The 14108-nt window shown below is 33.5% G+C and carries 15 protein-coding genes; 8 read left to right on the forward strand and 7 right to left on the reverse strand.

Features of this window, described 5'->3' with window-relative positions; translation table 11 throughout:
- Nucleotides 1–24 precede the first annotated feature (24 nt).
- From I7822_RS10855 to I7822_RS10870, 4 genes are all read left to right on the forward strand, one after another.
- On the forward strand, nt 25–1197 hold the full coding sequence (locus tag I7822_RS10855) for a DUF418 domain-containing protein (RefSeq protein WP_207977884.1): 1173 nt from the start codon (nt 25–27) through the stop codon (nt 1195–1197).
- Nucleotides 1198–1377: 180 nt separating this feature from the next.
- Nucleotides 1378–1557, forward strand: coding sequence for an H-type small acid-soluble spore protein (locus I7822_RS10860; RefSeq protein WP_207977886.1), 180 nt, complete (start codon nt 1378–1380; stop codon nt 1555–1557).
- A gap of 276 nt (nt 1558–1833) precedes the next feature.
- Nucleotides 1834–2043 (forward strand): cold-inducible protein YdjO-related protein, encoded by a 210-nt coding sequence (locus tag I7822_RS10865; protein ID WP_207977888.1) that lies wholly within the window; start codon nt 1834–1836, stop codon nt 2041–2043.
- A gap of 205 nt (nt 2044–2248) precedes the next feature.
- On the forward strand, nt 2249–2905 hold the full coding sequence (locus tag I7822_RS10870; RefSeq protein ID WP_207977890.1) for a serine/threonine-protein kinase: 657 nt from the start codon (nt 2249–2251) through the stop codon (nt 2903–2905).
- 179 nt (nt 2906–3084) lie between these two features.
- Here I7822_RS10870 and proC read toward each other — a convergent pair whose 3' ends face one another.
- The gene (gene proC / locus I7822_RS10875; RefSeq protein ID WP_207977891.1) at nt 3085–3888 is read right to left on the reverse strand and encodes a pyrroline-5-carboxylate reductase; all 804 of its coding nucleotides are present in this window, start codon (nt 3886–3888) and stop codon (nt 3085–3087) included.
- Between the two features lie 341 nt (nt 3889–4229).
- On the reverse strand, nt 4230–4607 hold the full coding sequence (locus tag I7822_RS10880) for a KGG domain-containing protein (protein WP_207977893.1): 378 nt from the start codon (nt 4605–4607) through the stop codon (nt 4230–4232).
- A gap of 256 nt (nt 4608–4863) precedes the next feature.
- On the opposite strand from I7822_RS10880, the gene I7822_RS10885 reads away from it, so the two are divergent.
- Complete coding sequence (locus I7822_RS10885) at nt 4864–5307, forward strand: cupredoxin domain-containing protein (protein WP_207977894.1); 444 nt, start codon at nt 4864–4866, stop codon at nt 5305–5307.
- 94 nt (nt 5308–5401) lie between these two features.
- Nucleotides 5402–5551, forward strand: a complete 150-nt coding sequence (locus I7822_RS10890; RefSeq protein ID WP_207977896.1) for a hypothetical protein — start codon at nt 5402–5404, stop codon at nt 5549–5551.
- 185 nt (nt 5552–5736) lie between these two features.
- Here I7822_RS10890 and I7822_RS10895 read toward each other — a convergent pair whose 3' ends face one another.
- The 4 genes from I7822_RS10895 to I7822_RS10910 form a co-directional block, all read right to left on the reverse strand.
- Nucleotides 5737–6924: a DHH family phosphoesterase gene (locus tag I7822_RS10895; RefSeq protein WP_207977897.1), complete on the reverse strand. Its 1188-nt coding sequence runs from the start codon at nt 6922–6924 to the stop codon at nt 5737–5739.
- Between the two features lie 414 nt (nt 6925–7338).
- On the reverse strand, nt 7339–7848 hold the full coding sequence (locus I7822_RS10900; RefSeq protein ID WP_207977899.1) for a GNAT family N-acetyltransferase: 510 nt from the start codon (nt 7846–7848) through the stop codon (nt 7339–7341).
- Between the two features lie 246 nt (nt 7849–8094).
- Entirely contained in the window at nt 8095–8622 is a 528-nt protein-coding gene (locus tag I7822_RS10905) for a helix-turn-helix domain-containing protein (RefSeq protein ID WP_207977901.1), read from the reverse strand.
- A gap of 202 nt (nt 8623–8824) precedes the next feature.
- Nucleotides 8825–9031, reverse strand: coding sequence for a DUF6501 family protein (locus tag I7822_RS10910; RefSeq protein WP_207977903.1), 207 nt, complete (start codon nt 9029–9031; stop codon nt 8825–8827).
- A 445-nt stretch (nt 9032–9476) separates the two neighbouring features.
- On the opposite strand from I7822_RS10910, the gene I7822_RS10915 reads away from it, so the two are divergent.
- Nucleotides 9477–11369 carry a terpene cyclase/mutase family protein gene (locus tag I7822_RS10915; protein WP_207977905.1) on the forward strand — a complete coding sequence of 631 codons (1893 nt, stop codon included), beginning with the start codon at nt 9477–9479 and terminating at the stop codon, nt 11367–11369.
- A 64-nt stretch (nt 11370–11433) separates the two neighbouring features.
- Nucleotides 11434–12345 (forward strand): superoxide dismutase, encoded by a 912-nt coding sequence (locus tag I7822_RS10920; protein WP_243459408.1) that lies wholly within the window; start codon nt 11434–11436, stop codon nt 12343–12345.
- 135 nt (nt 12346–12480) lie between these two features.
- Here I7822_RS10920 and I7822_RS10925 read toward each other — a convergent pair whose 3' ends face one another.
- The gene (locus I7822_RS10925; RefSeq protein ID WP_207977907.1) at nt 12481–13827 is read right to left on the reverse strand and encodes a sodium-dependent transporter; all 1347 of its coding nucleotides are present in this window, start codon (nt 13825–13827) and stop codon (nt 12481–12483) included.
- Nucleotides 13828–14108 lie beyond the last annotated feature (281 nt).

Raw genomic sequence — 14108 nt, forward strand, 5'->3', positions numbered from 1 at the left:
GTTTGAGGAAGGTGGTTTTTCTAAATGGCTGATAAAAGTAGTAGGATTTTGTTATTGGATATTATACGTGGTTTTGCCCTTCTTGGTATTTTGCTTGTCAATATGCCAACCTTTCATTCACCAGATTTTTTGAAGACTTATTATGGGATCACTTCCACCTATCATGGTCCTGACCATTTTCTATCACTATTTTACCAGTTGTTTATTCAAATGAAATTTTATCCGATTTTTGCTTTTCTTTTTGGCTTAGGCTTCTATTTATTCATCAAGAAAACAAATGGTCTAGACCTATTTATTAAAAGAATGAACCTTTTACTTATGATTGGTCTTTTCCATCTTATTTTTCTTTGGTACGGGGATATTTTGCACCTTTATGCGGTAACTGGCCTTTTACTTATATTTTTTCATAAGCTTTCGAGTAAAAAAATCCTTTACTGGGCCTTTACTTTACTAACTTTTTATCATGTATTACTTGGAGCAAGTGTATTCTTACCTACTGATAATAGTACCGATCCAAAGGTTATTATGAAAAAGATAGATATATACTCAACAATTTATGAGGACGCTTCTTATAAGGAATGGCTTCTTTATAGAATTAAGATAGAGGTAATACCTATTCTTACACAACTTCCAATAGCAATGATCCCAATTTTAGGTATGTTTTTATTAGGGTTGTATGCGGGAAAGCAGAAATTATTTGTTTATAATGATTTAAATCGATTACAAATAAAGATATGGTGTAAATGGAGTTTTCTCATTAGTTTACCGATTATTTTAGCTAATGGATTGATTATGTCGGGCTTTAGTATTAGTCCTGTATGGGAAGCACTTACCCATTTCCTTACAAGTCTTAGCGGAATAACACTTTGCATTTTTTATATGAGTTCACTCTATTTGCTTTTAGAACATACAACATTCAAGAAACGTTTTATTCCCTTTAGCTATGTAGGACGAATGGCTTTAACAAATTATTTATTTCAAACAATAGTTTCACTTGGTTTTTATCGCGGTTTTCATTTATATGAAAAAATCAACCTTGTTGAGGGAGCAGTTATCAGTATTTTATTATTTTCTTCTCAATTATTGTTTAGCTACTACTGGCTTACATATTTTCATAACGGACCAGTTGAGTGGCTTTGGCGTTCATTTACTTATGGAAAATTCGTTCCTTTTAAAAAGGCTAAACAAAGATCATAATTCAAATATAGCCATTTAATGAAATGGATCACTTTATTAAAAAAAGTTAGTGATTCAATGCTCGATTTGTAGGATAGAAATCCTATTCTATGTAAAAAATAGTCTTTGTATAAGCTGATTGTTGTTTATTGCACTAGAGCCAAAAAATAAAATGATAATTTAAATAGGAGGTTTTTTTACATGGATATGAATCGGGTTAAACAAATTCTCTCTTCTCCAGCAGATATTAAAGTAATGTACAATGGTAGTTCTATATGGATTGATGAATTACACGAAGATCAAGAAATGGTTACATGCCATTTAAGAGGACCACTTGAAGAAAGAACCCAAGTGGCAGTATCAGAGTTGATTGAAGGGTAAAACGAAAGAATGAAACAAAAGGGTTTTACTCTTTTGTTTTTTTATCTTTTACGATCTTTTATTCTACTGACGCCCCTTAACTTTTGTTGAACCATTACTTTTGCATAAAACCCTTTCAATATAAATAACTTCAGATTACAAAAACTCCTTTTTAAAATGAATGAAGATATTGTATAATGGAAAATTGGAAAGAATTTGTTACGAATATACATATTGTTAAGAAAAATGTGTATAATGTATGTAGTACTAAATCTCCTTACTAAAGGATGTGTTTAAATGAGATTTCAACAGCAAGTCGAAAAACCACCAGAGGTAACATTAAAGATATGGACTTGTGCTTCCGAAGACTGTAATGGTTGGATGAGAGACAATTTTAAATCTGACGAAAAACCAAATTGTCCTCTTTGTGGACACGCTATGGTTGAAGATGAACGTACATTACCTGTTTTAGAAAATTTTTCTGCAGTTAGCTTAAAAAAAGAATAATCAAATAAACATCAAATAATAAAATCCCATGTTTAATCATGGGATTTTATTATTTTGCTTTCTGCTATGTAATCAATATGTTTAATGACAGTTGTTTGATATACTTTCTAAAATGAACTATTCTTACTCTTTTTATGATTTTATAAACAAACTTCAATAACTAGTGAGAGACATTTCACGTAAGTTATCTGGCTCGAGGTGTAAAATGTCTTGGATAAACGATGAATTAGTAAATAACATTCAAATTATCAGCAAAGATCCGTACGATCCTGTAATCGTAACGAATATACCTAAAGGATGGAATTTGCTTGGAATAGGAAATTTTGCTGCCGTTTTTACTCATGCATCACTTGATGGAAAAGTTGTTAAGGTCTATGCTGAAAATCGTGACGGAATCATTGAAGAAATACAAGTTTACAAAAAACTAGGTGATCATCATGCATATTCAAAGCTTGTTGAATATGGTGAACGTTATCTCGTTCTTAAAAAGTTAGACGGTATAACTTTATTTCAGGCATTTAGGGATGGTGTTTATGTACCTAAGACTGTAATAGAGGATATTGACAATGCTATAGAGCATGCTAAACAAAGAGGTTTAAACCCTACAGATATACACGGAAAAAATATTATTATGAAGGATGGGAAAGGGTATATCGTGGATGTGTCAGATTTTCTAAAGTCATACACCTGCCCGAAATGGAAGCATTTCAAAAAAATGTACTTTCTTTTTTATATCCCTTTATTTAAAAAAATGCATTTCCCACTTCCATTTTGGTTATTAGAAAGAATAAGAAAAGCCTATCAGTATTATTTACTTTTTAGCGGATTTAGAAGAAAACAAGAATCAGCTGATGGTCATTAATATAAATCTTAGAAAAGATGCTGACTCATTATTACAACGAGTCAGTATCTTTTTCGTTTTTTTAGGAGCTATAAAATTCTAGTACTGTGAAAAAGTGCTTTGACAACCAGCTACAGCTAAAAGTCAACTAGATACTCCTTATACGCTAAGTAAACATCGAATGCTTGAGCTTTTGTTCTTTAATTGTTACCCTTTGCTTTTTTGTTAGTAGCAACAATTGCTTCTTGAATAAGTTGTTGAAAGCCACCATTATCTAGTATTTTAATGCCATCTGCAGTTGCACCACCTGGAGTTGTTACTTGCTCTCTAAGGTCCTTAGGTGACTTCCCTGCTTTCAACATTTCTGCTGAACCAATTACCATTTCAGTAACTAATTTCTGTGAAGTCTCTTTCGTGACTCCTAATTTTTCCGTCATATCAATAAGAGATTCAACAAAAAGATACAAAAATGCTGGTGCACTACCTGTTACAGCTGTTAAATTGTGAATGTCCTGTTCTGTACAAAGCTGTGCTTTACCAATGGAATTTACGAGGAGTGACATTTGTGCTTTATGTGTTTCTGTAACAGTCTTACCATATGTATAGAGAGAAATCGAATGCCCTACTTCAGCTGCTGTATTCGGCATAATCCACCCAACTGCACTATTAGAAGGCAGCCTTGCTTCTAAAAAAGACGGGCCAATACCTGCAGCGATAGTTACGATAAATTGATTCTCAACATAATTGCTCAACTGCTCTAAAATGGTTCCATGCTGTTCAGGTGGCATAGCGAGTACTATAACATCTACATCTTTGACTGTTTCACTCCAGTGTTGTACTTTGATAACACCAAATTTCTCAGCAAGGATTTGTAGCCTTTTTGAATTGGACCGATTTGATACATATACTTTTTCTATTTGATCGTGACTCGTTTTATGTAACCCTGCAATAATAGCTTCAGCCATTCTTCCTGCTCCAATAAATAATATTGACGGATTTTTCATAAACAGCCTCTTTTCTAAGAATAATTTATTGTTTAACATATTAACATTCCAGATAAAAAACCGAATAAAAAAAGACGTCTAAAAGACGTCTTTTTTGCGTATTGAGGCGATAGACTGCACGCCACATCGTGCATTTAGCCAGTTGGCATGTCTGTCGACTTACACAATTCAGCTCATCGCTTTATTACTATAACATGGTTTTCACCATATTACAATACCAATAAACCCAAGGTGCCCTCATTAAATGAATTCACCTTGGGTTTTAATTAATAGAGTATGTTATTTTGCAATTTTACGATAATGATAAACATCCTGTTATTCCTGTTACAGCTAACCCACTCTTATCTATTCGACCGAGAGTTATTTCCACCTTTTTCTCCAATTTCTTGATAGAATTCTTTACCATGCTCTTTTGAGGTTTTTTCTCCACCCTTTTTACCAATCTCTTGGTAGAATTCTTTATCATGCTCCTCAGCTGTTTTTTCTCCACCTTTTCGACCGATCTCTTGATAGAATTCTTTATCATGTTCCTCTGCCGTTTTCTCTCCACCTTTTTGGCCGATCTCCTGGTAGAATTCTTTATCATGTTCCTCTGCCGTTTTTTCTCCACCTTTTTGGCCGATTTCTTGATAGAATTCCTTGTCATGCTCTCTTGCTGTTTTGTTACCACCTTTACGGCCGGCTTCTTCCCTACTCATTTTGTTGTTTTCGTTATTCATTTTGAAATCCTCCTTTAGGTTTTGATGTTGTACAGTTGTTCATATACCACTTCAAACCTACCTTAAACGTCTTTGTCCAAATATAGTAAAAAATGACTAATTAAATAAAATTCTAGATAATAGAAGGCAAGTGTGTCGAAAAATCTCATTTTACTATATTCAAAGAAAAAAATTATCATATCCTTGAATCTTTTAGACAAGTTCTCCTTCTATTTGTCATATAGATAATATAGACATGCATTTGGGAGGGGAATTTATGAAGTTTATCATCATCAAAAGAAAGTGGTTGTTGCTAGTTGTTGCAGCTTTTGTAGTCGGTGGTTTGTATTATTTCACGAATGATGCCATACCTACATTCAATAACAGTGAGGAAAATAGCAAAGAACTTGTCATAAACATGATAACAGGCGAATTTACTTCAACGACAGCTGATGGAAAGAAAATTGAAGCTTATCGCTGGGATCCAGGTACAATTGTCATTCCAAAGAACGAAAAGGTAACATTAAGTATAATTGGAGTAAATGGTGATGAACATCCATTTTACATTGAGGGAACTGATATAAGGGGAACAGTCAAAAAAGGCGAAGAAACCATTGTACCTCTGCATTTTAAAGAAGAAGGCACATACCGGTTAATTTGTGACACACATTCACATGAAGGACATGGCGTTCCGATGATTGCTAATATCGTTGTGGATTAATTAAAAATTTTAAATATTCTTAAAAAACTAGTTTAATTAGAAAAAATTAGGGTATTGTATTATAACAAATATGAAACATAAGGGTGGGTTAATTTTGGAGGTTGTCATTTACAATGAGGAATTGTATGAAGTATTTTATACATACTCCAGTGGTTACTGCGAACTAAGAAAAGTTGAATCAGTGATTCATGATATTATTCTAGTCCACCGTTCAGAAATTTCACAAGTTGAAACAAGTGCTTAAAAAAGAAATTTACGTTTTTTACTTTATACAATTTTTACATATAATACTTTTACAATAAACTAAAAAAGGGTCGAACCTATCCAAACGAAATTTAAATAGTAGCAATTCATTTATAGACTATATATCGTGGTGGAGGGGTCTGACCATTTGACTTTATGCCTTACTATTCTTTACTTTCTAAACAATTATTTATTTTGCTCATAGGATTTGATTAAATAACTTATCAGCTTATCATCCTTAGAAAGACCAGCAGAATAAGATCTTTTTAAAAATCGTTCCGCTAATTCAAAGGATGGGTATGCTTCAGGAAGTAAAACATGGTTTTTTTCGATGACAAACTGTTCTTTCTTTTCATGATAAAGTAAAAACTGTTCATCCTCTTTGTTTTCATAGTGTGCACAGCGATCCTTGTTATTATATCGATTGTGGCGTGCATCTTCTTTTAATGGTTTGATAGAAAATGGTTTTTGAACGAATTCTTTATACGCTTCTTTTGTTATCTGGCAGCCTGCTGCTTTTGCATGACCGCCACCACCGTATTTTGAGGCTAGCTCTGATACATCTACACAGTCGTGAATGGTACGGAAACTAATTTTTTTATTCCCCATATTCAATATTGAAATACAGTCTAGATGAGGATAATCTTTTCCAAGTGCATTCCCTAGTTCTGAATGATAGGACTCCGCATGAACAATCCCAACACAAAGATCACCGATAAACGTTTGAACTAACTCTTTTCTTTTCCGTCGAATATAGCGTTCCGTTTTTTTCTCTTCAATATCTAATATTTTTTCTTCAAATTCATCAAATGAGAAATGATCATTTTGTTTAAGCCTATCAAGCATTTTCTCTTCAAATTCTTCAATTGATTGCATATATAAAAGATCATTTAATCTTTTTGCACTTATATTTTCATTTTTCTCCCATTCCCATGTATCATACTGACGAACGAGTTCAACGTATTCAGCTAAAGCAATCGTAGGCTTTATTATATTTTTCTCTACTAAATATTTATAAAATAAAGAAGTGGCTGAAGCTAACTTTCCTTGCGATTCCTCCACCTGTACTAGACCCCAATTGTATTCATTAAAATGAAGGGCAGTCTTATGGTGATCAATTAACTGAATTTTCCCTCCATTTGAAGCGTACTCCTTTAATCTTAATTCATTTTCCTTGTTTACAGATAAATCTGTTATGTAAAGTTCATGTTTTGTCTTTTTCTCGCTAGCTTCATTTAGAAACCTTTCAACATGATAATCAAGACTGTTTACCGAGTGATAATATACATCAATCTTGTCATTAAATGCATACTTCGCAAGAATTCCACAGCTTACACCATCTAAATCATTATGTGTACATAATTGATCTTGCATAGATTCACCTTCTTGTTAAACTTTTTTAACTAGCCTCTGTCAAACTTGGCTATTGATTTCCGCTACAGGCGTTGCTTTCCGCATGTTGTACGTAAGCCTCCCGCAGGAGTCTCACGTAATCGTTCTAATCAACAAAGTGCCAAAATCAATTGTGATCTTTAACAGAGCCTTTATGTAAAAGACATTTTCATTCTTATTAAGTATTTGTTTTAAGTGAACGAATCTATTCAAGTAATTCATATCCAAAACGAATATGATGAATCCTTGATGCTCTAAAAATGAAGGAGTAGAGCATTCCTTGGATCCCCTCTACAGAGAGTGAACTGAACAGGTTTTATATTCGTTTGTTGATCTATCTCATCACATGTAGGATACAAAGCCCTAAAGAACATGCATTTGTATCCTATCTAATTATTATTGAGTAATTCGTTTCCCAAGGATAAGCAAATCTCTTTCTACACCTGCCATATCAGCAATTTTAGGTAAGTGAGCCCACTTTTCAAAATCGTACTTTTCAAATAACCGAATGCTTGGATCATTATGGCCAAATACAAATGCAAGTAATGTTTTTATTTCTAATTTAGGGCATTGTGAAATAGCTTTTTCAATTAAAATGCGTGCATAGCCTCTTCCATGAACGGATGGATCTAAATATATACTTACTTCTGCAGTTGCATGATAGGCTGGTCTTCCATAAAACGATTGAAAACTTAACCATCCAACACTCACATCATCTTCCTCTAAGATCCATAAAGGTCGATGATGTGAGTTGTGATCATGAAACCATGTTAATCTGCTCTCAACAGTTATTTCTTCTAAATCAGCGGTTGCTAGTTTTCCAGGGATAGACGAGTTGTATATTTCAACAATTTTCGCAAGATCCTCAAGCTGTGCATCTCTTATATGCAGTTTTTTCTCATTCATGTATGTCTTTCCTTTCTTGTTAAACGTTTCCAATAATATTAATTCGAATGTACAAATTTCTATTTTTCAATAATAAATTTATTTCATTATGTATTGTTTATACTAAAAATAGGACATAATTACAAGAAAAATTAATATACTATTCTATTAATAAATGAAACAATACATTGACAAGATATGTAATAGTTATGTTCGTTCCTTTTAATTGCTTGCATTTAGTTATTTCCACCCACTTAATCATGTTTATTATTTTTGTTCAGGAATAAAAATACTTGCAATATGTCTTGCCTGTCTATCACTTGAAGGTTCATTTTCAATCACTTTTTTCATTAGTTTTGATAACTCTAATGCAAAATCTTTAAATTCTTCATCAGATAAATAAACAGTTGCTTCACGAAAACTCACCCCATCTGCAAATAAATCAATTTGTTCCTGATTTAGATAGTTTTCATACTTACCTAGCAAATGGGTCATAAATGTTAAAAACAGGTTTAAATGTTCATCACGACTTAATTTTTCCAGGTCCTCTTTTCCTCCTATTTCGTGTTCACTTAATGCAAAGATTTTTTCAACCGTACCACGAATTTGATTTTCTCTTACGACCCGAATAACCTCAGCTTCTAATAGCTTGTTTAAATGACGATAAAGTGTAGCCTGTGGTACATCTGTTAATTTCTGAGCTATTTCCTGTACATTTAATTCCCTTCCACCTATTAACGTTTGAACAATTTTCATTCTTACTGGGTGTAGAATCAATTTTGCTTTTGAATCCATGATGACACTCCTCATTCATTCACTATCTGATATTGTTTTTGATATTATTTTCACATTTGATAATAATTATTTAAAAATACAAAATGCGATTGGAAAGTTATGAATTCTATTATCACTTTTAACAATAATACTACCTTTAATAATGTCAATTTTTTTTGAGTATTAAAAAAAGGATGATACCGTTCATCCTTTTTTAAATCCATTATGATTGCACTTCGAAATAATCTTTATAATAGCCGCCAACTTTTCCAGTATTGTCAATGACAAAATAAAATTCTTCTGTTTCATTTTGTACTTCATACTGTTTGCCAGCGGTTAAAGCGCGGTTAACCATATATTTTTCAGCGTTTGTATGTACACAGGTTACTTTTTTAATAGGTGCTGACGTTTGCCATGTTTTATGTATCATATTAATTCAATCCTTTCTTCTTTCTTATATTTTATATGAAATAAAGGAAATTGCCAAATATAGCTTTATTATTATGATTTAACTTCCAATTTATTTAGTTACATTTTTTTTTACTATCAAGGCTCTGTTGTAGCTCACTGTGGATTTTGACACTTTGTTGATCGGAACGTAACATGAGACTCCTGCTTAGAGTGCTAGTCCAAGGGAGGCTCATGCAGGGGCAAAGCACCGAGGAGGCTTCCGGACCGCCCACGGAAAGCGAACACCTGCAGCAAAAAAAATCAACAACCAAGCTTAATAGAGCCACTATCATAAAAGTTTACATGAAAAAATCTTGAGACTTTTCGATAAAATCGAATAGCCTAAAATGAATTTCTTCTATTTTCATAAGAAACATAACAAAAAACCCATTTGCATACTCATATGGTGAGGTGAATATTTTCATATGATAACAGATAAGATGATAAGTGATGAGATTTCAAGAAGAGCTGACGAATTAGTAAAACGACAACAAGAAGATGGCTCTTGGAAATTTTGCTTTGAAGGTGGTCTAATGACTGACGCCTTTATGATCATGACAATACGCTCATTAGAAATTGAGGATGAAGAGATACTTATTGAAAAATTAACAAAACGCATCTTTTCTTTACAATCAAATAATGGACTCTGGAAAGCATACCCTGATGAAAAGGAAGGTAATCTTTCCACAACAGTCCAAGCATATACTGCTCTACTTTATTCTGGACTTTATTCTCGAGAGCACCCTTTACTACTAGAAGCAGAACATTTTATTCGAAAGAACGGCGGTTTATCAAATACTCATTTTATGACAAAATGGATGCTGGCAGTAAATGGCTTATATCGTTGGCCAAAGTTTTTTTATATCCCTATGACCTTTCTACTTATTCCTCCTTCCTATCCTTTAAATTTTTATCAATTTAGTAGTTACGCAAGAATACACTTTGTCCCTATGATGATTGCTGCGAATAAAAAGTTTACAATTCAATCAAAATTCAAACCAAATCTCGATCACCTTTTCGATCGTAACCTCACTGATCAATTAGATCAATGGGACTTATCACATCATACTCGTACACAAAATCCATTCATAACTGAAATGAAAAATATATTACAGCTACCTATCTATCTCCATCGTTTAGGTTATGAACGCGCAGAAAGGTATATGCTGCAAAGAATCGAAGGTGATGGGACACTATATAGCTATGCTAGTGCAACATTCTTTATGATCTATGCCCTACTTGCATTAGGATATGAAAAAAAGGCACCAATAATTAAGCGTTCATTTGATGGTCTTAAACAGCTTATCACATCAAAATGCAATGGAATTCACTTAGAAAACTCTACCTCTACAATTTGGGATACAGCATTAATTAGCTATGCCTTACAGGAAGCAAATGTTAGTCTTCATACAAAGGTTATTAAAAACTCTACTACTTATATCCTCTCTAAACAACATTCAAAAAAGGGAGACTGGAAGATTCACAACCAAAATACAGTACCTGGTGGATGGGGTTTTTCACATAATAATACGATAAATCCTGATAATGATGACACCTCAGCAGCATTAAGAGCCATAGCGAGGCGTGCACTAACGAATAATAGGTTTCATTTTGCATGGAATAAAGGTGTTACATTCTTATTATCGATGCAAAATTTAAATGGCGGGTGGGCGGCATTTGAAAAAAATACTGGTTTTGAATTACTTACCTATCTTCCGCTAGAGAATGCTAATGATGCTGCAATCGATCCATCAACTGCTGATTTAACAGGTCGAGCATTAGAGTTCCTAGGTAATTATGCTGGATTAACATTAAATCACCCAAGTGTAAAAGCAGGAGTCAACTGGTTATTGAACAATCAAGAATCTAATGGCTCGTGGTATGGTCGTTGGGGTGTTTGTTACATATACGGAACTTGGGCTGCAGTAACTGGTCTTATTGCTGTTGGAGTCTCACCTACATTCCCTGCCATAAAAAAAGCGGTAAAATGGTTAGAATCTATCCAGCTTGGTGGTGGAGGTTGGGGTGAATCATGTTCAAGCAGTATGAAAAAACAATTTGTTCCTCTTCAATTTAGTACACCTTCGCAAACATCATGGGCACTTGATACACTTATTCAGGCTAATTATAAAAAAAGTGAATCAGTACAAAGAGGACTCGCCTTTTTATTAAATGATTCCAATAGCAAAGAATCGTCATCATACCCTACCGGAGTCGGTTTGCCAGGTCAATTCTATATTAATTATCATAGCTACAATTATATTTTTCCTTTGTTAACTCTTTCACATTATTTAAAGGTGTACTTACGAAATCCCTAAAAACAATCAACCTTTTACTCTTTATGCATATATTGACTACGACTAAATAAGGGGAGGGATTCGATTGTCAAAAGAATACATTGTTTCAATGAGACAATGGTGTGATGAGATTTTAGCTAGCTACCACGGAATAACTGATGAGTTACAAGAACGCGAAATATCAGATACGTTTGAAGAATGGAAACAGCAATTGATCCAATTTCAAAATGAGCTTAGCGAAGAAAGCACAATGGAAGAAATGGAAATTTATGATCGTGCAAATCAATTATACTTACAATTTAAGGGTTATTTTGAAGTAAGGGATGCTAAAGAAGTAGATGAAAAATCCCGAGTTCAAACTCACTCGGGTACAGTACCAATTGGTGAGCATACCCTCCCTCCGTTACCGTATAATTATGATGCATTAGAGCCTTACATTAACCAAGAAATAATGAGATTACATCATGATAAACACCATAAAAGCTATGTAGATGGATTAAATAAAGCCGAAAAAGAGATGCAAAAAGCGCGGAAGTCTAATAACTTCGATCTTATTAAACATTGGGAGAGAGAAGCTGCTTTTCATGGAGCTGGACATTATCTTCATACAATTTTCTGGACGATCATGAGTCCAAATGGAGGCGGAAAACCCTCTGGCATGTTAATGAGAGAAATTAATCAATCCTTTGGCAGTTTCGAAAAATTTAAAGCTCATTTCACTGAGGCTGCAAACAATGTTGAAGCTGTTGGTTGGGCTATTTTAGTCTGGTCACCACGTTCACGACGACTAGAAATTCTCCAAGCTGAAAAACATCAAAATTTAAGCCAATGGGATGTTGTTCCAATACTTGTGCTAGATGTGTGGGAGCATGCCTATTACCTTCAATATAAAAATGAAAGAAAAAAATATGTAGATAATTGGTGGAATATTGTTAACTGGCGAGAAGTAGAAAGACGTTTTCATGAAGCACAGCAATTAAAGTGGAAACCATTTTAACATAGATGAAAGAGGGTGACTCAATACCAAAGGGTCAGACCCCTCCAGCACAATATATAGCACCTTAAACGATAAAGGCTACTATATATTAGTAATGTTGGGAGGTGTCAGACCCTTTTGAGTCAGCCTCTACATTTAAATGATACCTAAAACATCTAAAAATACTAAAATAATGACAATTGGTGCAACGAATTTTAATAGCATATACCACAGGACAAATAGCTTCCTGCTCAGTGATGATCCTTGTAATAGCTCTTGATAGAGTGTTTCCTTTGAAAGTTTAAAAGGAACAAATATTGCAATTAAAAGTGCACCAAGAGGCATTAATATATTACTTACTAAAAAGTCTGCTGCATCAAAAATCGATTTTTCAAAAAGTGTAACATGACTCAAAACTCCAAATGAAAGTGCAGACGGAATTCCAACAATAAAAATGCATATCCCTAGTATCCAAGAAAACTTTTTTCGTTTTGATTCAACACCTTTTGCAAGTGGGGCAACAATTATTTCAAGCATTGAGAAGGCTGAAGTTAATGTTGCAAATAAAAATAACAGTAAAAATGCGATTAGAAAGAAAACTCCAAATGGCATCTGGTTAAATACAGTCGGTAAAACATTAAATAATAAGACTGGACCCGCATCAGGTTCTAACCCGAATGAGAATACAGCTGGAAAGATTGCTAATCCAGCAAGAAATGCTACTAATAGGTTTAATATTACAATCGAAATAGCAGATTGAGGGAGATTTTCATTTTTTGATAAGTATGAGCTATAAGTAACCATTACAGATACCCCAACACTTAATGCGAAAAATGACTGTCCCATTGCATATAGAATCGTTTCAGATGTAACATTTGAAAAATCTGGTTTAAGGAAGAACATTATACCTTCCATTGCTCCATCTAATGTGACAGATCGAATAATTAATATAAAAAAGATGATAAATAGTGCAGGCATCATAAAACGGCTTGCTTTTTCAATCCCATTTGAAACACCTTTAGAAACCACATATATCGTGATCAGTAAAAATACGAATTGAGCAAAGATTGTTAAACCTGGATTTGTAATACTTTGACCAAATAATTCACCATACTCTTGTTCTGTAAGACCACTTAACCCACCTGTTAATCCTTTAAAAATATAAATTAAAATCCAACCGCCCACTACACTATAGAAGGATAATAAAATAAAGCATGTTACAATCCCAAGACGGCCAATGAAATGCCATGATGAATTTGGTGCGATTTGTTTATATGACTGTATCGCATCCTTTTGAGTGCTTCTTCCAATAATAAACTCACCTATTAATAATGGTAAGCCAACCAACAAAGTAAATAGAATAAATATTAGAAAAAATACTCCGCCTCCACTAGTACCAGCCACATATGGAAACTTCCAAATTGCTCCCAATCCAATCGCTGAACCTGCAGCAGCTAATATAAATGCCAGCTTTGAAGACCATTGTTCAACATTGTTTCCCACAAAATCACCTCTACGTTTTCTCTTGTTAGCTAGTTTGATTAGAAATGACTTTGAATTAATAACCAACACTATACAAACATCATATAAGATATCATTTTAACATTTTACTACGATAATTTAAATTGCAAATTTTAAAAAAATTGCACTTACTTTTATTAATTTGCATAATAATATTATGAAATCTACCTTCGTTCATTTTTATTATGGCTCTTCTAGGTAAAGTTAATCTATCATTGTGTAAGTTCTTCATTCTTCTCTGATAGTTAAAGCCATATACTTCT

Origin of the sequence: Metabacillus bambusae, assembly GCF_017497975.1 — a bacterium.
Lineage (GTDB): Bacteria > Bacillota > Bacilli > Bacillales > Bacillaceae > Metabacillus > Metabacillus bambusae.

Coding starts and splice junctions, on each gene's coding strand:
- I7822_RS10860 (WP_207977886.1), top strand. CDS start 1,378: ATGGATATGAATCGGGTTAAACAAATTCTCTCTTCTCCAGCAGATATT.
- I7822_RS10910 (WP_207977903.1), bottom strand. CDS start 9,031: ATGATACATAAAACATGGCAAACGTCAGCACCTATTAAAAAAGTAACC.
- I7822_RS10895 (WP_207977897.1), bottom strand. CDS start 6,924: ATGCAAGATCAATTATGTACACATAATGATTTAGATGGTGTAAGCTGT.
- I7822_RS10885 (WP_207977894.1), top strand. CDS start 4,864: ATGAAGTTTATCATCATCAAAAGAAAGTGGTTGTTGCTAGTTGTTGCA.
- I7822_RS10915 (WP_207977905.1), top strand. CDS start 9,477: ATGATAACAGATAAGATGATAAGTGATGAGATTTCAAGAAGAGCTGAC.
- I7822_RS10905 (WP_207977901.1), bottom strand. CDS start 8,622: ATGGATTCAAAAGCAAAATTGATTCTACACCCAGTAAGAATGAAAATT.
- I7822_RS10880 (WP_207977893.1), bottom strand. CDS start 4,607: ATGAATAACGAAAACAACAAAATGAGTAGGGAAGAAGCCGGCCGTAAA.
- I7822_RS10865 (WP_207977888.1), top strand. CDS start 1,834: ATGAGATTTCAACAGCAAGTCGAAAAACCACCAGAGGTAACATTAAAG.
- I7822_RS10855 (WP_207977884.1), top strand. CDS start 25: ATGGCTGATAAAAGTAGTAGGATTTTGTTATTGGATATTATACGTGGT.
- proC (WP_207977891.1), bottom strand. CDS start 3,888: ATGAAAAATCCGTCAATATTATTTATTGGAGCAGGAAGAATGGCTGAA.
- I7822_RS10870 (WP_207977890.1), top strand. CDS start 2,249: ATGTCTTGGATAAACGATGAATTAGTAAATAACATTCAAATTATCAGC.
- I7822_RS10900 (WP_207977899.1), bottom strand. CDS start 7,848: ATGAATGAGAAAAAACTGCATATAAGAGATGCACAGCTTGAGGATCTT.